Consider the following 19561-nt stretch of genomic DNA (forward strand, 5'->3'; position numbering starts at 1 on the left):
TAGGTGAATAACTCGTGATTTTCACACTAAAGTTTTGGAAAGATTTGTATCAACATTTTGTTGATGATGACGTGATTGGGATGTCGGCCCAGCTAGCGTATTTCTTCTTATTGTCTTTATTTCCATTTCTTATTTTCTTGTTAACTTTAATTGGATTTTTACCGATTGATAAAGATAGTGTATTTAATCTCATTCATCGCTATATGCCTGGCGATTCAATGGAACTGATTATTAATAACGTTAATCAGTTAATGGAGGACAGGAATGGCGGGTTATTGTCAATTGGGATTATCTTAACCATTTGGTCAGCATCGAATGGGATTAATGCACTCATGAGAGTGTTTAATCGGGCTTATGAAACTGAAGAAGATCGTTCATTCATTGTCACAAGATTAATATCAATAGCCATGACACTGGCGATGGTGTTGGTTATTTCCATTGCCCTAGCACTTCCCGTTTTCGGAAAAGCTATTGGTACTTACGCCTTTGAGTTTCTTGGATATTCAGAAAGCTTTATTGAATTTTGGAGTGCGATTCGTTGGATCATCTCGTTCTTTATCATTGTTTTTGTATTAACCGTGTTATATATGCTTGGTCCAAATCAGCGGATAAAGCTAAAACATGCTCTACCTGGTGCTGTAATCGCAACGGTAGGCTGGCAAGTGATATCATTAGGTTTTGCATATTATGTTGAAAATTTAGGGAACTTCTCCTATACTTACGGAAGCTTAGGAAGTATTATCGTTCTTATGATTTGGTTCTTCTTATCAGGCATGATGTTAATTATCGGAGGCGAAATTAACGGATTATTGCACCGACATAAAGCTAAATTATTTAAGCACGCGTGAGATCTCGCGTGCTTTTTTTTGTAATATGCGGAGATACGTTCATAAAAGGCGAGAACCGTTCATAAAAAGCAAAGTTACGTTCATAAAAGGACGAGAACCGTTCATAAAAAGCAAAGTTACGTTCATAAAAATGGGAGAACCGTTTATAGAGCTATAAAAACCGTTCATAGTAGCGAAAACCCGCCCTAAATTAAGCGCTAGCTTCGCCCTTAATTGGATTCTTGGCATAAATCGTTATGAGAATTAATACGACCAGTAGGAATCCTGACACAACGTAAAAGAATGACACCCCTGGTAAATACTCAATGAATAAGCCGCTTAGAGCAGGGCCAGAAATACTGCCAATGCTAAAGAACACACCACAAAGAATGTTTCCTGCTGGAAGTAAGCTTTTAGGTAGCAAGTCCGTCATATAAGACATGCCTAAAGAGAACAAAGAACCAACGAGTAAGCCGGAAACTGCGAAGACTATAAATAAGCCGATTACAGACTCCTCAATGAATACCGCGATTAAAAAAGTGACTACTCCGCCAATTAATACAAATGATAAAACACTTTTCCTCCCTATTCGATCACTCAAAATTCCTAAAGGTATTTGTGAGATAATACTTGCTGCGGCAAAACAAGGAATAATAAACGAAATAATCGACACATCATGACCAATTCTCATGGCGTAAACAGGGAAATTCCCATGCAATGATGCCTCTAAAAAGCCATACGCAAAAGGTGCTAGAAACGCAACCCACGCATATTTAATCGTACCTAAAAAACGTCCTATTGAACGGGTTGATGTTACTTGCATAGCGTCTTCTTGTACGGGGAATTCATTACGCACAAAGAACATAGAAGACCAGGCAATTAAGCACATCAATCCACTAATAATGAACGGCAGACTAGGATTAATTTCGATTAATGCTGTCATCAAGGGGCCAAGAGCAAACCCTAAAGCGAACATTAAACCATAGATTGCAATATTCCGTCCGCGATTATGTTCTTCGGTCGTTGTTGTAATCCATGTTTGCGTTCCGAAGTGTAAAATATTATCTCCTATTCCAATCATCATTCTAAGTACAAACCAAAACCATAAGGATTCCCATATGGTGAAAAAGAATAACGATAAGAAGACGAGAGAACCTCCAATTAAAATTAAAGGTTTATAACCATACGTTCTTAAAGGTTTTTCTAAAAACGGGGAAATGACTAAAATCCCTATGTATAATGCAGTTGCATGTAGTCCATTAACAGATGAGGAAATTCCACTCTGTTCTAATAAAACAGCGATTACCGGCAACAGCATACCCTGTGAAAGACCTGATATTCCTACCATCGTGACGAGTATGATAAAACGTGCTTTTGGACCTGCCATATTGCCATCCCCCTTTGAGCAAAGTCAATGACATTTTACCCCACATCCATGTTAGAATGAAATCAAAACGATTTAACGAATAGGAGTGACGTTCATGCAATTCCACGTAACACAAGATGAGATTAAAACTAAGACAAACTACGGCTCACTAGACATTTCGCCGAACGATGAAAAAGGTTTTAGACCCTTTCAATTAATGGTTGCATCATTAGCAGGTTGCAGTGCATCTGTCTATCGAAAAATTTTAGCAAAACAAAAAGTAGAATTTGATGAAATGACGATTGATGCGGATGTAGAACGTACTGGTGATGACGTTAATAAAATTGAAAAAGTGACGTTGATCTTTAAAGTGAAAGGCCAAAACTTAAATGAGAAAAAACTTCAAAAGAGCTTAGAGATTGCGAGTAAAAACTGCTCAATGGTTCAATCGGTTACTGGATCCATTGAGGTCATCGAAAAAGTAGAAATAGAAGAAGCATAACAACGAGATCAGCCCCATATTTTTTAAAAAAGGGGTTGATTTTTTAAATTAACACCTTTATCATGATAAAGTGTTAACGTGGTAACAAGATGAAAAGGGAGAGTTTAAAATGGCTTCAGCAGTTATTATATCTGTAATTATATTAACAATTCTAAGCTTATTAAAAGTTAACGTATTAGTCGCAATAGTCATCTCAGCTTTTTCAGCAGGACTGATCGCTGATTTAAGTTTTACTGAAACAGTTGAAATGTTTGTAACTAATATGGGAGGCAGTGCAAATACCGCTTTAAGTTATGTGCTTCTAGGTGGATTTGCCGCAGCGATTGCTTATACAGGAATTACTAAAGGAATCGTTCAATTTTTAAGACGAGCAGTGAAAGGGAAACGCGGATTTATGCTAATTGCTATAGCTATTATCGCGTCGTTCTCACAGAACTTAGTTCCCGTTCACATTGCGTTTATTCCAATTTTGATTCCACCATTGATTGCGTTATTTGATAAAATGCAACTGGATCGTCGTGCAGTCGCAACGTCACTAACATTCGGGTTAAAGGCTCCGTATGTAATGTTGCCAGTTGGGTTCGGACTAATCTTCCACGAAACGATTCAAGATAGTATGAAGGAAAGTGGAGTAGAACTGACAGTTGGTCAAATTGCTTCATCTATGTTTATTCCAGGTCTAGGAATGATTGTTGGTTTATTAATCGCAATCTTTATTACGTATCGTAAAAAGCGTGACTACAGTCAGGTCACACCTGAAGGGCAGCCATCAGACATTGAGGAAATCGATGATGAGCCATTTAAATTTGAACTCAAGCACTTAATGACGATGATTGCAATTGTAGCAGCATTAGTTGTGCAAATTTTAAGTGGTGAAATGGTGCTAGGCGCATTAACAGGTCTAGTCTTAATGTTCTTGCTTGTAGCCGTTCCATTTAATGAAAGCGAACAAATCATGTCAAAAGGTATTACAATGATGGGCATGATTGCATTCATTATGTTAGCAGCATCAGGATTTGCTGGAATATTAGACGGAACAGGATCTGTTGAGGCTTTAGTTGATGCATCATCAGGTATTTTAGAAGACCAAAAAGCGTTAGTTGCTTTTGTCTTATTATTAGTCGGGTTAATTGTCACAATTGGAATTGGAACGTCATTTGGTACCATTCCAATCTTAGCAGTATTATTTGTGCCAATCGCATCACAAGCAGGTTTTTCACCGTTAGCAATCGCAGCGTTAATCGGAACAGCTGGCGCATTAGGTGATGCAGGTAGTCCTGCTTCAGACAGTACATTAGGTCCAACAGCAGGTCTTAATGTTGACGGAAAACACAATCACATTTGGGATACGGTAGTGCCGACTTTTATTCACTTTAACATCCCGCTATTCATTTTCGGTTGGATTGCATCATTGATTCTATAAAATGAAAAAGCTATTGCGACACGTGATCGCAATAGCTTTTCTTATATTAAAGTAATGATAAAACAAAGCCGATGACTACGATAAGACCTATGATCATAAGAATTGTGCGAATCACTATCTTCACCCACCTTTTCTCTTTCCGTTAATAATCAATTACCTTAAATCCCGCTTATTAAACCTTAGAAGTATGTTTTTTTATGGAACAACACAAAATATAAAAAAACATATGGAGGATGACTTAATGAAAAAAGTATTGTTTTTAGTGTTGATTAGTCTTCTTTGTACATCCATTTCTGCATCCGCAACTCCTGCTCATCAGGAAACATACGGTTACGGATATAAGAAACAATATAATGAACAGCCACCTGATTTAGGGTTTTACGCTCCATTAATTGAAAAATACAATGGATTTTACATGGGGGATCCAAATGAAAAGAAAGTGTACTTAACGTTTGACAATGGTTATGAGCAAGGTTATACGTCGACTATTTTAGATATTCTAAAAGAGAAAAAAGTTCCGGCGACGTTTTTCTTAACAGGTCATTATGTAAACGACGAACCCGAGTTAGTTAAACGGATGGTTAATGACGGTCATATCATTGGGAACCATTCTAATAAGCATCTAGATTATACAAAAGCTTCTGAAAGCGACATTAAACAGGATTTAAAAGCGCTAGATGAAAAAATCAAAAAATATACTAATCAGGATACCGTTCAATTTTTCAGACCAGCTGAAGGCCGATTTAATGAGAAATCTTTAGCAATCACAGACGAATTAGGTTATGTAAACGTCTTTTGGACAGTGGCATTTGTTGATTGGCATAGTGACCGCAAAAATGGCTGGAAATATGCATTTGATGAGGTCATGGAGCAGGTTCATCCAGGGGCCATAATCTTACTACACACCGTTTCGCAGGATAACGCCGATGCACTAAGTCATCTCATTGATGAACTGAGAAAAAGAGGGTATGAGTTTGGCTCTATAGAAGATATACTTTGGGACAAATACGTCCCGTTGTATTAAGTTATTAACTCGCATATTTAATGCGAGTTTTTTATTTTTATTTTAAGGTAGAAAACTTTTTAAAACCTAAGTTAAGTTCATGTCGTCTAATCTATAGGGAGTGAGAAACGTGGATGCAGAATCATTGAAACCGCTAAATCTTGATCACAAAGAAGAGCTCATTAACGAACTCATAAATAAATATGGTCAAGACTTGTTAAAGCTTGTTTATTCGTATGTGAACAATCAAGAAGTAGCTGAAGACCTCACACAAGATATATTTATAAAGTGCTATAAGACACTCGATACCTTTAAAGGACGTTCAAGTGTTAAAACGTGGCTATGGCGAATTGCGATAAATCAGTGTAAAGACTATCTAAAGAGTTGGCATAAAAGAAACGTATTTCCTTCTGAAAATCAGAATGTTTTTGATCAATCTGATTATGAACACGTAGAGCATCATGTGATTCAAAAGGATACAGATGTGGCTTTAGTAAGGGCAGTTATGAAATTACCTATTAAATACCGAGAAGTGATTTATTTGCATTATTACGAAGACTTACCTATTAAAGAAATCGCAGCTGTTATCAATAAAAATCAAAATACCATTAAGACACGTTTGAAACGTGCAAAAGAGCTTTTAAGAAAGGAGCTAGAGAGAGTAAATGGAAAATAGATTAAGCAAACTTCGTAAGTCGCTGGATCATTCAGTTTTCAAACAGCTGACTTTTTCAGAACAACTTAGGGAAGGTATTTTTAAAAATTTAGACCGCGATCAAGAAAGTGATTACGAAATAGATTTATCTATTTTACACCTGTTGGTTGAGAAGAAAACAGGTTATCAACTTCTTCAAGACCTTTATTCTCGAGGGATTTATAACTATGAAAGCAATGAAGGGATGTTATATTTAAAGTTACACGATTTAGAGAAACAAGATTATATAACATCTAGTTGGGGAAATGACGGTGAGAAGTTTTACCGGATTAGTCAAATAGGTAATAACATATTAGACACTCACTATAAGCAAAATCATACTCTGTTTAGAAACCTAATAGAGGAGTGAGGTTAAATGAGGGAGATTGATTCTTTTTTAGAGAAGGTATCGAGTCAAATCAAAACAAAACGAACAAAAAGATACGTACAGTTAGAACTATCCCATCATTTAGAACAATCTAAGCAAAAATGGATTGAAAGAGGGTTTAACGATTTAGATGCAGAAAAGAAAGCGGTAGAGGAGATGGGTGACCCTTATAAGATTGGATCCAATTTAAATAAGACACACGCTACAACTGCTTTCTCTTATTTCAAACCTTGGTTTGTTCATATCATCATCGTCATAATATCTGCGTTAATGTTTAACGTGCTTCAAGTAATGGATCAATTAATAGTCAATCATATATTTAGGTTAATTATTTATGTTGCTCAGACAGCTTTAGTTATTTGTCTTTATTTTTATTTTGGAAGAAAGCTTTTGAGTGATTTACCTAAAAGAATCATTTACATATCGGTTGGAAGTTTACTTGTTTTAAATTTGGCCATAGCCTTAAGCGGTTACGTAATGATGAATTCAAGCAATCACATCACAGCTGAAAACGGCCAATTTCCTATCATGCTTTTGATGGTTTTTAATCACAGCTTTCATATGATACTGACTTCCATTTCCGTAATTCCAGATATAATAAATATATTATTAATTTCAATATTGTCTCCACTCTTTTTATATATAGGAAGTAAAAATAAAAAGACTTATTTAACCACACATTAATCAAATCGTTTTGCCATAATATGAGTTAGATGTACACTGTTAGTAGTGACTAAGCAAAGGGGAAGTTAACGATGTGGAAAGAATATTATCATGCTCCAGGCATGTATGATTTTGACTATTCATTAAGACGTTTAAGTATGGATCCACTTATTCGTATTAATTCCAAAGAGCGTTGGGTTGACGTTCCAGTACGTTTAGAGAATGACAAGGTAGTTGTCCGTGTAAAAGCAGAAGGAACGACGGAGAAACCTGTTTTTTCTGTTATGTCGGATCACGATGAAAATCAAGATGTAATTTTTGAACATATCCGAAATATTTTTCAGTGGGATAAAGATTTAGATGAAGTTCATCAATTTTTCCAGCAGTCGGAGCTATCTATGTTGTTCCATCAATATCAAGGCACTCCAATCGTAAGGGATTTTAATTTGTATGATTCGCTTATGAAAGTGATCATTCATCAGCAATTAAATATGAAATTCGCTTTTACGTTATCGACTCGCTTCGTTCAGAAATACGGAGAAGAAGTAGATGGTTCCTGGTTTTATCCAGAACCCGAAACCGTTGCTAAGTTAAATTATGAAGACTTACGAGAACTGCAATTTAGCCAGCGTAAAGCTGAATACGTCATCGATACATCAAAAAAAATCGTGGACGGTGATCTTGACTTACAAGAAATCTCCAAACTTCCAACCGAAGATGTGATGAAACGATTAGGTAAAGTGCGAGGAATCGGACCGTGGACAGTTGAAAACTGGTTACTGTTTGCGCTTGGAAGAGACGACTTATTCCCAGCTGCCGATATTGGCATACAGAACGCACTTAAGAAATGGTGGCAGATGGACAAAAAGCCGAGTAAAGATGATGTTGAGAAAAAGGCTGAAGAATGGACGCCATATAGAAGCTACGCAGCACTAACTCTTTGGAGGAGTATAGAAGATTAAAATTAATTAGAGCATCGATTGGCACACGCCATGTCGATGCTCTTTATCATATTTAGAACTTAATAACTTCCGTCTTCGATAGTTACAACTGGTTCTGATGTTGTCTCTAGTGGAGGGGCATTCTCACACTCAGGGAAGCTCGTTTGAACATCAGCATTAGTATGAAATGAATTACCAGCAGGGTTGACGATTGTTTCACCATCTTCAGTTTTAATAATCAAATCACCCGATACATAAATGTCGCCTCCAAATTGTGTATGGGAAAATTCTTCAGAAGACGTGTTAACGTAAATTGTTAGATTACCATCAACGGTTAAGTCAGTTCCATGAAGGATCAGACCGTTTTTAAGTATGGCATCACTACCAAAAACGACAGGGTTATGACTGAAAATCACGTCATCGTCCGTAATCACATACCCTCTGACACTGAAGTTTCCTTTATAATCAATTTTCTGTTTAAACCTTGCATGACCACAGGCTAAAAACAAACTGTTTGGATTATTACCGCTAGTTAAAGTTGAATTAATATAAGCATTTCCTTTAATAATTGCCTGAGTCAAAGTATTGATTTCAATACTATTTAATACAGCCGTCCCGTTTACAATTAGTGAGCTGCTTTTGACTGTCAAAGGACCATTCAAAAATAGGCTTCCAATTTCAGCATCCCCACAATTCTTCGTATCTAATGACCCAGTTATGACGTATGTATGATCGTTCACTAATGGACATTTTTTATGGTTCCAACTCACATCTTCATCATAAAAATGATCAGGATTACTCGGAGGTTCAGGTGGGGATGTGCTATCTGATTCCCATTCCTCAATAGGTAATGTTCCGTTCTCTAGGCTAAACGAGATGGTCAGACTTTCATTGAATTCGCCATCATGACCGTTGATTTGAGTAGAAACGATGGCGCCTTTAGATGTTTCTTGGATGTTAATATCAGGTTCGAGTTCAAAATAACGCTCGGGGTATTCATCATCAATTTGAACTGCTTCAACTTTATCGATCGTGTCGTCAACCATATCTTGAAGCGCGCTTTCATTTAGCTCGACGTTATGCTCTTTTAAGTAGTTAGTAAACTGATCGCTCACAAAAGAAACGCCCATTTCAGCAATGTGGGTCGCACGGTTATGATGTTCAATCACGTTATTCTGCTTCGCGTTCGATAAAATATTATTCATCATAACAGTTGAGAACAGCATAATTAATGCTATCGTAAGTAGCACCATAATTAAGGCTGCTGCGTTTTCGTTATGAATAAGTTTGCGCATATTAATCACGTTCCTTTGAACCGATGATTTGAGTAATAGTTGTCGTTAGAGTGACCGGCTTAAAGCGTTTGTTAGAAGGGTCTGTGACTTCAATTAATAACCTTAAATCATCTACATGATCGACGCTAATGGTGTCACCAGCTGCTAAGTTCGTTAAGCTACGTTCCCCTGCGCCAGCGGCTATATCATAAATTCCACCGTGTCCATCAAAGGTGTAACTTTGATCTTCTGACATACGAACGACATACGTTGAAGAGTCAATCCGTGTCAGGTCATATTGCTTATGCGTTTGATGGATATCGGTTAAGTGAGCAATAAAACGATTGAGATCTGATTGAACCTGAGATTCGATTTCGGATTGCTGATAGTGATTAATTGTTGATAAGGTAACGGAGAACACGACTGAACCAACAATAAACATTAACGTTAACGTAGCTAACAGCTCCACTAATGTAATTCCGCGTTCATCCTTCATTCTTCATCCACCTCTATGTATGTATAAGTATCTGCCAGCGTTTCCCCGTCCTTATTAATCAAAATTTTGGCTAACCAAAGAGAAGTATCTGGTTCTTCAGATAGCTCTAGTTGTAATTGAAAAGATGGATGTTTGTGAAATTGACCTGATGAATTTACAGAAGTGATGTGAGGATGGGATGTTTGGTTGAACTGAGTATATGTACCTAAATCTAATAAATCCGTATTTAAATCACGTACGTCTTCTAAAGCCACCCTCGCTAAATTAGTCGCGATCATTTCCTCCTCATTTGTGTTTTGCATGCTTGCAGACTGCGTAAAGACTGAGAAGAAGCCAATCAATACAATTGAGAGGATGACTAATGAACTTAATAATTCTATTAAAGTGATGCCTTTTTGATTATTTAAAATAGAGAACATACTGAACATACCTCGACTTTTTTCTAGTAAAAAAGTATAATGTAAAATATACTACTAATTTATCATATTTTAATAGATTATGTATGTCTTTTCTTGAAGAAAGGAAGATTGGCTTGGTGAATAAAGTAAAGTTGAGATTAGGTGAAATCCTGACTCAGCAAGGCTTAATAACGAAAGAACAGCTTAATCATGCCTTGGAAACCAAACGCCCTGGCCAAAAACTAGGCGATAAGCTATTAGAGTCTGGTGACATAACCGAAATGCAGCTCATGGAAGTGTTGCAGCAACAACTCGGCATTCCACATGTAAGGTTACATAATTACAATATCGATCAAAGTCTATTAAATTTAATATCGAAAGAATACGCACGGGAAAATCTCGTCTTACCGTTAAAAAAAGAACAAAATAAATTAATTGTTGCAGTTAGTGATCCATTAGATTATTTTGTATTTAATGATTTATGGTTATCGACTGGATTTATCATTGAACCAGCAATTGCTACAAAAGATGAAATAAGGCAACAAATTTTAAGGCATTATGAAAGAGAAAATCTAGCCGAACAATTTGACTTAGAACATGAACCAGAGACCTCTCGCGACCTAACACTTGAAGAAGAAACATCACCTGTTGTTAAGCTCCTTAGCCAAGTGATTCAACAAGCCGTTGTTGAAAAGGCCAGCGACATACACTTCGATCCTCACGAACATCACGTTGTTATTCGTTTAAGAATAGATGGATCCTTACGAACAGAACAAACGTTATCTAAGAACATTCAGTCTTCAATGATTACCCGCATTAAAATTATGGCAGGATTAGATATTACAGAACAAAAGATTCCACAAGACGGCCGCATCAAACGTAAAATCGAAGGCCGAGATATCGACATGCGTGTAAGTACACTACCCACGATTTTTGGCGAAAAAGTTGTCATTAGGGTACTCGACATCCACTCGGTATCAAATCATTTAGCTGATTTAGGTTTTGAAGACCATCAATTAAATGCATTTGTCAGTATGATAGAGAAACCACATGGTATCGTACTATTAACTGGCCCGACTGGTTCAGGTAAAACCTCAACTATGTACGGAGCCTTAACTCGGTTAAATCAGGAAAACGTGAATATTATAACAGTTGAAGATCCCGTCGAGTATCAGCTAGACGGCATCAACCAAATACAAGTTAATCCAAAGGTTAATTTAACTTTTGCATCGGGGTTAAGGTCAATTCTAAGGCAAGACCCCGATATTATTATGGTCGGCGAAATTAGAGATGAGGACACCGCCAATATGGCCGTACGCGCATCCATCACTGGACATTTGGTCTTAAGCACGCTACATACCAATGATTCCATCGGTGCAATAGATCGTCTCATTAATATTGGTGTTGAGCGTTTCTTAGTTGGAACATCCCTAAATGGAGTTGTAGCTCAAAGGCTTGTGCGAACTATTTGTAAAGATTGTGTGGTAAGTAAAGAGCCGGCTGAACGGGAGAAGGAAATCTTTGCGAAATACAATCTGAAAATTGAACAGGTTAAAAGAGGAAAAGGCTGCCCGACGTGTAACCAAACTGGCTATAAGGGCCGAACTGCCATCCATGAAGTCCTTAATATAGATGAAGATGTTCAGTCAGCTATATTAAATAATCAAACCTCAATAGAAATTCAGAAATTAGTTCGTGATAAAGGCTTTACGTATTTATTTGAAGATGGTTTACGCAAAGTACAAAAAGGTTTGACTACGACTGAAGAAGTCTTAAGAGTAGCAGTGGAGTAGTGGAGGTAAAACGAGATGGGCGCTTATAAATATATCGCTTATGATTTCTATGGACAGACAAAAAAGGGTCGAATTGAAGCCTATAACGAAGAACAAGCCAAAAAAATGCTGAAAGATGAAGGATATAAAGTTAATGAAATAGAAGAAGTTAAAGATTCTATTTGGAACCGCGACCTCTATATAGGAAAACCTGTTAAAACAAGAGATTTAGTTGTGTTTTTACAACAGTTCTCAGCTTTGTTAGAAGCCGGGATGACTGTGGTTGATACGATGGCCATCTTACGCGAACAAACCAAAAATAAGGTGCTGAATAAAGCACTATATTATATCGAGATTGACCTTAGACAAGGAACCTCGTTAGCTAAAGCGATGAAAAAGCATCCAAGGATATTTCCATCTATTTTAATTAACGTGATCCATAGCGCAGAAGTGAGTGGATCGCTAGAAGAAACACTTAATGAGCTTGCTAACTATTATCAAAAGCACCATAAGACAGTGTCAAAAGTTAAGTCTAGTCTGGCTTACCCATTAACCGTCATGATCGTGGCAATTGGAGTCGTGATCTTTTTACTTATGTACGTGGTTCCGCAGTTTGTGTCTATGTTTGACCAATTTGGTGCGGAGTTACCTATGATCACCAAGGTCGTTTTAACTTTAAGTAATGTTTTACAGAAGCATTGGTTACAGTTATTTCTTACCGTCATTGGACTCATGACAGGGTTAGTTCTTCTTATGAAAAATGAACAATCCAGATTGAAACTGGATGCACTATTATTAAAGCTACCATTATTCGGTTCACTGATTTTAAAGTCGAATCTAGCCAACATGGGACGGACATTAAACTCTTTACTTAAAAATGCTGTTCCGATTATAGATTCAATCGATTTAACAAAACAAACAGTTAAAAATAGAGTCATTCAGCACATTTTAGACCAATCAAAAAGTTCACTGAAGCAAGGTGGTTCGTTTACTAAACCTATGAAAGACCACTGGGCATTCCCGTTTCTAGTGACGCAAATGCTATCAGTCGGTGAGAAAACAGGGTCACTTGAGGAGATGTTAAACCAAGTAGCCAGTTTCTATGAAGAAGATGTGGAAACAGCTTCAGATCAATTAAAAACACTTCTAGAACCATTACTTATTATTACGATGTCCATCATCGTTGGAGCTATTGTCCTCGCGATTGTAGTGCCAATGTTTGAATTATATAATCAGTTATAAAATTTTATATAAAAGGGAGAGAGTGTGGATGTTGAAAACAACACGTAATCTATTAAGGAAAGAGAAAGGTGTCACGTTAGTTGAGTTACTTGCTGTCATCATCATCTTAGGGATTATTGCTTTAATAGCGGTGCCGGCGATTGCAGGTGTGATTGATGAATCAAAGTATAATAGTTTAAAAGCGTCAGCAATTAATGCGATTGAAGCGGCAGAACTATATAGAGTGACAAACGATGATTTGCCAGAGGGGATAAGTGAATTAGAAGGATATTATGATAGTAAGGGCGTTACTTGGTCAACAGGACCTACTTTTACAGAAGGATCCAATGGAACTATCTTGTTATCGGGAACAGTTACTGTAGACTCTAAAGAGATTAAGTTAACAAATGCATCTGTGAGTGATATTGATACTGCCGATATTAGTGATGATGACTCTACTATAGATTAGATAATTTTTAAAGTATGAATGTTTGGATTGGTGCATATGATTTGGATTTATTTATACATTACAGTTCTTGCCCTCATCCTCGGCTCTTTTTACAACGTCGTAGGATTAAGAGTGCCTTTAAGGGAATCAATCATACGTCCGCCTTCTCATTGTCCTTCTTGTGAGAAGCGACTTAAAGCTTATGAACTAATTCCAGTTATTTCATTTGTTATTCAAAAGGGGAGATGTCGGCACTGCCAAACTCGGATTTCTCCTTTATATCCTTTCTTTGAACTGGTAACAGCCGTATTGTTCGTACTGGCTTTTGAGAGAATTGGATTTCAAATGGAATTAATCGTCGCTTGGGTGTTTGTGAGTTTACTAGTGATTATAACCATTACAGATCTTCACTATCAGCTCATTCCCAATCGAATTCTATTATTTTTCTTAGCTGTACTTGTTCCACTTAGACTGATCATTCCCACTGAACCATGGTATGATGCTTTTTTAGGCGCTGTCATAGGCTTCGGATTACTATTCTTTATAGCCCTTTTAAGTAAAGGTGGTATGGGTGGTGGTGACATCAAATTATTTGGTGTGATCGGTTTAGTGCTAGGACTTGAAGGTACGATGCTAACGTTATTTTTTGCTTCAATACTAGGAGCCATAATCGGCATCATTCTTATGTTTTCCGGAAAAATTAAACGAGGTGTTCCGTTTGCGTTCGGGCCGTTTATTGCAGCTGGAGCCATTTTAGCTTATTTTTACCACGATTTATTAATAGATTGGTATATAAATGTGTTGTTATAAGGATGATACCCTATGAGTAAAAACATCGTAAATATTGAAATAAGAGACTATGTTATTCGGTTTACAGAAGTCAATCCGAAACGTCCTACAGAGATGGTTAGATTTGGAGAGCATTTTTTACCTAATGGTATTATAGATGTTGGTACGATTCAAGATTCATCATTGTTTCAAAAGGCTATGAATACTTGTGTGAAAAAGTGGCGTCTTAAGCGTAAGCAAATTAGACTTACGATGCCTGATTCACAAGTTATTGTGCGTAAACAAACGATCCCATCTAGTATTAAGTCTGAAGATATAGATCGTTACATATACTTTCAGCTTGGTGATAGAATCCATTTACCGTTTCAAAAGCCCATTTTTGAAACGGCTATATTAAAAGAAAACGAACAACAAGTTGAAGTGAGCATTATGGCAACGTGTGAAACTCTAGTCCAGCCATTTATCGATCAACTAGAAGACGCTAAATTAAAAGTGGTTGCTGTAGATATTTCTCCGCTTAATCATTACCGTATTTTCTATGACAAACAACTTGTGACGAAAGAAGATCACATATTGCTCGTTCAATATAATGCGAAGTCAGTCGTCTTTTGTGCTTTTGAAAAGCATGTCCCCATATTCTTGCAACAGTTTCAACTAGAATCAGAGGGAGAATCAAGGTCATATGGCCCCACAATGACACGAGAAGATTTTAATGAAGAACAGGTCATGCTTGAATTTGAAGAGATTCGAATAGAACTAGAACGAGTTGAACGTTTCTATCAATATTCAATGAATGATGGGTCTCAATCATTCAATAAAACAATTGTTGTTGGAGACCATCCATACTTAGATGACATTATTGATCGAATGAAGGAGCGTTCGGAAACAGAACTCATAACGTTAACCGATGATTCGTTAAGTGGGCCTAAAGGATTAACTATTGAACGAAAATTCCACAATGTATATGGGTTAGCCATGAAGGATGGAAGTTAAATGTTAGTTGACATTAACCTTTTACCTAAAAAAGAAAAAAAAGCACTCAGCTTATTTTCACTGCCAGCTTTATTAACGGCCTTAACCTTACTAGTTTTAGGAACTGGAGGGTTTATTTACTGGCTTCAAGTACAAGATGTACAAGCATTAGACAGCCAGATATATGAGCAGAGAAGTATAAATCAAAACCTTCAGCATGAATTAGAAGGCGGAGAAGAAGTTAATCAAGCTAAAGTCATACAAACATTGTCTGAACAGTTGTATACAGATACTGCAGGAATCGTAAGTGACATTCATCAACAAATACCAAATAAAGGTGAGTTAATTGCTCTTAAGCTAAATGAAAATCAAATAGACTTAACGATTACAACGACGACTAATGAACAAGCCGTTCAGTTTTACAAGAAACTTGAAGAGATGGATTTCTATGAGGTGGTCATTCACACCATTAATTATGATCAATCTCAAAACTATTTTACAACGAATTACACCATTCACCTGGAAGCTAGTGAAGAAGGAGGGAATGGTTCATGATCTCTAAAACCGTTCATAGACGCGTTATATACATATGGCTTGTGGTAATCATATTAACCTGCACTGCGGCTTATTTATTTATTTTCATGCCATTAAGTACGGAAATTTCTCAAAAAAAAGAAGCCTTAAATTTTACTGAAAAGAAATACGAATTATTAAAAGAGGAAGCCGAAAAAGCAGAGAGTCACACGATACCAGTTACAAGCTTATTAAACTCAATTCCTGAAACGATGGATGAAGAAGAGGTGATTGAGTTAATTAATCAAGCCTCAAACGGCTCCAAATCTCTTGTTGAAAGTTATCAATACAAGGAAGAAGAGGTTATAGAAGTCAAAGGAGAAAAGGTCGAACAGTTAACGATGCAGCTGAACGGAACTACTAGCACCCTAGCCCAATTAAATAAATTTATTAAACAGCTCGAGATGTCTGACCGGCTCGTTCACATAAGCGGTTTGGACTTTCAAAACAGGGATAAATCAATATATTTCCAAACAGAGTTAAACGTTTATTCGAAAACATTTGAGTAGAAAAAGAGCATCCAACTGAAGTGAAGTTGGATGCTCTTTTTAAATAGTCTTGCCTGTTAATGTAGAACTCTATTTTTAAGTGTGACAATCGCAAACTGTAAGCATGCAACTGTAAAGACGAATGCCATTAAAGCTGCATACCATAATTCTGTTGATAAATGACCAGAAGCTAAGAACTCTCCGATGTAATCAGAAATGAGTGCAGGGCTCCAGGTGAAAATATGTCCATAAATATTCGTTAGTACATTAACCGCAATAATAATCCCTAGTGAAATAAAGGCAACCAAACCTGATGACTGCGTCCACGTGTTAACCATCATGACAATCGATACGACTAAAGCAAAATATAACGCGAAGAAGAATAGGCTTATGAGTAAGTGTGTGAAATCAATCGTTCCAAACAATATCATGACATAATACCAAGCTGCGATGACTGATATTACTAGAGACAATAAAACAATTAACATCATAGACATGAATTTTGCCGATACATAGTTGGTGAACTTAACTGGTTTTGATAAAATCATCTCATAAATTCCCGATTTCATCTCACCTGAAATGGTGCTCATGACAATCACAACGGTTAATAAAACTCCTAACAACCCAAGCTCACCAAAACTCATCATTAAGGCTTCAGTTGCGTTAGGCATTGGAATATCGATAACAGAACCATCCGGCATTCCTCCAGCTGCATCCATGATCTTCGGTAAATAATAAGTCGTTATTGGATCCATTATAGCGAACAGAACGAACACGATTGGAACCCAAATCCATTTAAGATTGCGCCAGTTTTCAAGTATTTCTTTTTTGAAAATAACAAACCACTGCATCTAATTTTTCACCGCCTTCATGAACAAGTCTTCAAGTGACGTTTTCGCAACTTCAAATTTGGTCAGCTGCCAGTCTTCGTGATAAACGACTTCTAACAACTGTTTTCGTGCCGTTTTCAAATCATGAACGGTTAATAGAAAATCGTCCTCGACTCTATGAATTTTAAACACGGATTCGATTTCTTTAAGTCGTTCCTCAATAAATTTTGGTTCATCTGAGAATGATAGTTTTAACGTAACAGTATTTTGCACAGTTTCAATCTCGTGCATGCTGCCTTGTTCGATGACATTACCATTATTAAGTAATAGAATTTCATCACTTACTTCTTCAGCATCGTTCAAAATATGTGTTGAGAACAGAATCGTTGCATCTTTCTTTAATTCACGCATGAGGTTAAGGACCTCACGTCGTCCAATAGGATCTAATGCTGAAGCGGGTTCATCGAGAATAATCAGTTTAGGTGAATGGATTAAAGCCTGTGCGATTCCAAGCCTCTGTTTCATACCACCTGAATACTTTGAAATTCTTAGTTTTCGAACCTCTTTAAGATTCACTAATTCTAGTAATTCATCTGCTCGCTCTTTGGCGATTTTCTTTGGCAAGTGGGATAACCTACCCGCATAGATCAGAAATTCCTTTCCCGTCATCCAGTCATGAAAAACGGGAAACTGAGGTAAATAACCTACATGCTGCCTAAAATCTTTTGATAGACTTTCATCTTCGAATTGTATATCACCTTCAGTTGGTTTAATAAAACCTGCCAGCATTCGTAAAGTCGTTGTTTTCCCAGAACCATTAGGACCTAAAAGCGCAACACAACGTCCATGCTCAAGTGTGAATGACACATCAGAAATCACTTGGTGGTCTTTGTACTTCTTAGTTAAATGATTAGCCTGTAACAATGCCACATTTATGGCCTCCTTCCAAAAATAAAGTAAATGATTGGGCCGATAATATTCATGAAAACAATGACAAGTGCCCAGACCCATTTAGGGCCGTTTGTTTCGTGAATTCTTATTAAATCTATTATGGCGATGATGAGTAAGATTAGCTGCAAGATGACGATTGGTAAAATTAATAGAATAATATCTTGGTTAATTTCCATTATGACCACCTCACTTTGTTTTATACATCTAGATACGGTTTTATAGATTAAAAGTTTTACTTAAAATTCCATGATGATTATAAAGTATAAAAAAAGATAAGCTGTTTTTAAAGCTTATCTTAAATACGTTCATATTCATGAATGAGTTGATTAAAAATTTGAAGAACCGATTTTTGTTTCCGTACGGGTAATTCTGATAATTTATTTAAATCGTGGAGCAAAGATTTGTTTTTCTTAAGTAAATCAATCGCGACAATAATTTCTTGTTGTTCATCATTTGTTTCTTGATCGAGTGAGTACACGCGCTCAAACTCTTTTAACAGAAATTCATCCGATAGACTTTTTCCTACTAGTTGATCTAATGAAATCGAAAAGATATCACTAATCTTAATTAAAGTATTTAAATCCGGAATCGTGGATTCGTTTTCCCATTTCGTAATATTAGATCTGGACACATTAAGCTTATTAGCTAGTTGTAGTTGAGTCCAGTCATTCTGTTCGCGAAAATATCGGATGTTCGTCGCAATTTTACTAGACATACTTTACTCGCACCCTAATTTAGTAGATTTGTGGAATAATCGTAACACTAAACAGGTGCTAATTGTTGGTAATGAATGGTACGTTTCGTAACATTTTATTTAATGTTCTTTAAAAGAACATAAAGGGTAAAAAATAACCTAACAGCTAACATGTAGCTGAAAGGTTATATTAAGCTTCGAGTTCATCGTAGACTTGTTCTTGCTCATGTAAGTGGAAAATGAACGCATCTTTGTAAATCGCAAAGAGCTCATAGGCTTTTGGGCCTTGGTTGATCTGTTCATATATGTGAGGGTAATGATCACTTGCGTGAACGGCGTATTCAATCTTTTTCATCGCGTTTAAAGATCGTTCATTCACTTTATTCACTTTTAAGAAGACGACTTCAATCTCTTTTTCCATAAATAATTCACGCAAAAATAAGTCTTTTGCGTATTGATTATACCCTTTTCCAAAATACGGTTTGCCGAGCCATGTTGCTAGAAAACCCATTTGGTCTTGAACATCATACAATGTGATTGCTCCTATTGGCATATCCCATTCATCCAAAATCGTCCTGGAGATGAGCTCACCATTTTCCTCCTGATTCATCATCTTGTTTAGGAAGAAATAGTATTCTTCAATGGACTCAGCCTTTTCACGAACATATGGTTTAACAGCTTCGTCGCTTAATAATGGGAATAGGATTTGGGCATCGTGTAAATCTCGTTTTTTAAGCATAAAAAACACCCTCCATCACTTGAGGGTGTTGTCGCTGAAAGTTGGCACACCTTGGGTAACGACCACCCTCGAATTTTTATCAATTGCTCACAAAAATTCGGGGTGGGAA

The 19561-nt window shown here is 36.7% G+C and carries 24 protein-coding genes; 15 read left to right on the forward strand and 9 right to left on the reverse strand.

All coding sequences use genetic code 11. The features are described 5' to 3' along the window. Nucleotides 1-14 precede the first annotated feature (14 nt). Nucleotides 15-848, forward strand: a complete 834-nt coding sequence (locus ACFSW4_RS10130; RefSeq protein WP_054754417.1) for a YihY/virulence factor BrkB family protein — start codon at nt 15-17, stop codon at nt 846-848. 190 nt (nt 849-1038) lie between these two features. On the opposite strand, the gene ACFSW4_RS10135 is transcribed toward ACFSW4_RS10130, so the two are convergent. Beyond that, nucleotides 1039-2214 carry an MFS transporter gene (locus tag ACFSW4_RS10135; protein ID WP_377329059.1) on the reverse strand — a complete coding sequence of 392 codons (1176 nt, stop codon included), beginning with the start codon at nt 2212-2214 and terminating at the stop codon, nt 1039-1041. 94 nt (nt 2215-2308) lie between these two features. On the opposite strand from ACFSW4_RS10135, the gene ACFSW4_RS10140 reads away from it, so the two are divergent. The 7 genes from ACFSW4_RS10140 (at nt 2309) to ACFSW4_RS10170 (ending at nt 7828) form a co-directional block, all read left to right on the forward strand. After that, nucleotides 2309-2695, forward strand: coding sequence for an OsmC family protein (locus ACFSW4_RS10140; RefSeq protein WP_377329061.1), 387 nt, complete (start codon nt 2309-2311; stop codon nt 2693-2695). Nucleotides 2696-2804: 109 nt separating this feature from the next. After that, entirely contained in the window at nt 2805-4118 is a 1314-nt protein-coding gene (locus tag ACFSW4_RS10145; protein ID WP_054754415.1) for a Na+/H+ antiporter family protein, read from the forward strand. Between the two features lie 241 nt (nt 4119-4359). Further along, nucleotides 4360-5142 (forward strand): delta-lactam-biosynthetic de-N-acetylase, encoded by a 783-nt coding sequence (gene pdaA / locus ACFSW4_RS10150; protein WP_054754413.1) that lies wholly within the window; start codon nt 4360-4362, stop codon nt 5140-5142. A 109-nt stretch (nt 5143-5251) separates the two neighbouring features. Then, nucleotides 5252-5797, forward strand: coding sequence for a sigma-70 family RNA polymerase sigma factor (locus tag ACFSW4_RS10155; protein ID WP_377329063.1), 546 nt, complete (start codon nt 5252-5254; stop codon nt 5795-5797). Beyond that, a complete protein-coding gene (locus ACFSW4_RS10160; RefSeq protein WP_377329065.1) occupies nt 5787-6185 on the forward strand; it encodes a PadR family transcriptional regulator in 399 nt (132 codons plus the stop codon). Before ACFSW4_RS10155 ends, ACFSW4_RS10160 begins: the two co-directional genes overlap by 11 nt. 6 nt (nt 6186-6191) lie before the next feature. Then, the gene (locus tag ACFSW4_RS10165; protein WP_377329067.1) at nt 6192-6887 is read left to right on the forward strand and encodes a permease prefix domain 1-containing protein; all 696 of its coding nucleotides are present in this window, start codon (nt 6192-6194) and stop codon (nt 6885-6887) included. Nucleotides 6888-6958: 71 nt separating this feature from the next. Continuing rightward, complete coding sequence (locus ACFSW4_RS10170) at nt 6959-7828, forward strand: DNA-3-methyladenine glycosylase family protein (protein WP_377329069.1); 870 nt, start codon at nt 6959-6961, stop codon at nt 7826-7828. Between the two features lie 59 nt (nt 7829-7887). Here the strand turns inward: ACFSW4_RS10170 and ACFSW4_RS10175 are convergent, their stop codons facing one another. Genes ACFSW4_RS10175 through ACFSW4_RS10185 form a run of 3 tightly spaced genes read right to left on the reverse strand, consistent with a single transcriptional unit; the run spans nt 7888 to nt 10005 of the window. Then, nucleotides 7888-9102, reverse strand: coding sequence for a hypothetical protein (locus ACFSW4_RS10175; RefSeq protein ID WP_377329071.1), 1215 nt, complete (start codon nt 9100-9102; stop codon nt 7888-7890). A 1-nt stretch (nt 9103) separates the two neighbouring features. Beyond that, complete coding sequence (locus tag ACFSW4_RS10180; protein WP_054754403.1) at nt 9104-9577, reverse strand: type II secretion system protein; 474 nt, start codon at nt 9575-9577, stop codon at nt 9104-9106. Beyond that, nucleotides 9574-10005 carry a type IV pilus modification PilV family protein gene (locus ACFSW4_RS10185; protein WP_377329073.1) on the reverse strand — a complete coding sequence of 144 codons (432 nt, stop codon included), beginning with the start codon at nt 10003-10005 and terminating at the stop codon, nt 9574-9576. Before ACFSW4_RS10185 ends, ACFSW4_RS10180 begins: the two co-directional genes overlap by 4 nt. A 74-nt stretch (nt 10006-10079) precedes the next feature. On the opposite strand from ACFSW4_RS10185, the gene ACFSW4_RS10190 reads away from it, so the two are divergent. From ACFSW4_RS10190 to ACFSW4_RS10220, 7 genes are read left to right on the forward strand one after another with little or no spacing between them, the layout of a single operon-like run. Next, entirely contained in the window at nt 10080-11768 is a 1689-nt protein-coding gene (locus tag ACFSW4_RS10190; protein WP_377329075.1) for a GspE/PulE family protein, read from the forward strand. A gap of 15 nt (nt 11769-11783) precedes the next feature. Further along, complete coding sequence (locus tag ACFSW4_RS10195; protein WP_377329077.1) at nt 11784-12989, forward strand: type II secretion system F family protein; 1206 nt, start codon at nt 11784-11786, stop codon at nt 12987-12989. A gap of 28 nt (nt 12990-13017) precedes the next feature. Continuing rightward, entirely contained in the window at nt 13018-13437 is a 420-nt protein-coding gene (locus tag ACFSW4_RS10200) for a prepilin-type N-terminal cleavage/methylation domain-containing protein (protein ID WP_054754398.1), read from the forward strand. A gap of 36 nt (nt 13438-13473) precedes the next feature. Further along, nucleotides 13474-14226 (forward strand): prepilin peptidase, encoded by a 753-nt coding sequence (locus ACFSW4_RS10205; RefSeq protein ID WP_054754396.1) that lies wholly within the window; start codon nt 13474-13476, stop codon nt 14224-14226. 12 nt (nt 14227-14238) lie between these two features. Beyond that, on the forward strand, nt 14239-15198 hold the full coding sequence (pilM, locus tag ACFSW4_RS10210; RefSeq protein WP_377329079.1) for a type IV pilus biogenesis protein PilM: 960 nt from the start codon (nt 14239-14241) through the stop codon (nt 15196-15198). Beyond that, nucleotides 15199-15732: a hypothetical protein gene (locus ACFSW4_RS10215; protein WP_377329081.1), complete on the forward strand. Its 534-nt coding sequence runs from the start codon at nt 15199-15201 to the stop codon at nt 15730-15732. Continuing rightward, nucleotides 15729-16259: a hypothetical protein gene (locus ACFSW4_RS10220; protein WP_054754389.1), complete on the forward strand. Its 531-nt coding sequence runs from the start codon at nt 15729-15731 to the stop codon at nt 16257-16259. The genes ACFSW4_RS10215 and ACFSW4_RS10220 overlap by 4 nt, the downstream gene beginning before the upstream one ends. Nucleotides 16260-16315: 56 nt before the next feature. Here the strand turns inward: ACFSW4_RS10220 and ACFSW4_RS10225 are convergent, their stop codons facing one another. The 5 genes from ACFSW4_RS10225 to ACFSW4_RS10245 form a co-directional block, all read right to left on the reverse strand. Beyond that, nucleotides 16316-17089, reverse strand: a complete 774-nt coding sequence (locus ACFSW4_RS10225) for an ABC transporter permease (RefSeq protein WP_377329083.1) — start codon at nt 17087-17089, stop codon at nt 16316-16318. After that, complete coding sequence (locus tag ACFSW4_RS10230) at nt 17090-17998, reverse strand: ABC transporter ATP-binding protein (protein WP_054754381.1); 909 nt, start codon at nt 17996-17998, stop codon at nt 17090-17092. A 2-nt stretch (nt 17999-18000) separates the two neighbouring features. Next, the gene (locus ACFSW4_RS10235; RefSeq protein WP_054754379.1) at nt 18001-18195 is read right to left on the reverse strand and encodes a PLD nuclease N-terminal domain-containing protein; all 195 of its coding nucleotides are present in this window, start codon (nt 18193-18195) and stop codon (nt 18001-18003) included. Nucleotides 18196-18314: 119 nt separating this feature from the next. Then, nucleotides 18315-18734, reverse strand: a complete 420-nt coding sequence (locus tag ACFSW4_RS10240; RefSeq protein ID WP_054754377.1) for a helix-turn-helix transcriptional regulator — start codon at nt 18732-18734, stop codon at nt 18315-18317. A gap of 169 nt (nt 18735-18903) precedes the next feature. Continuing rightward, nucleotides 18904-19452: a GNAT family N-acetyltransferase gene (locus ACFSW4_RS10245; protein ID WP_377329085.1), complete on the reverse strand. Its 549-nt coding sequence runs from the start codon at nt 19450-19452 to the stop codon at nt 18904-18906. Nucleotides 19453-19561: the final 109 nt, after the last annotated feature.

Origin of the sequence: Piscibacillus salipiscarius (assembly GCF_042685285.1) — a bacterium.
In the GTDB taxonomy this organism is placed as follows: domain Bacteria; phylum Bacillota; class Bacilli; order Bacillales; family Alkalibacillaceae; genus Piscibacillus; species Piscibacillus salipiscarius.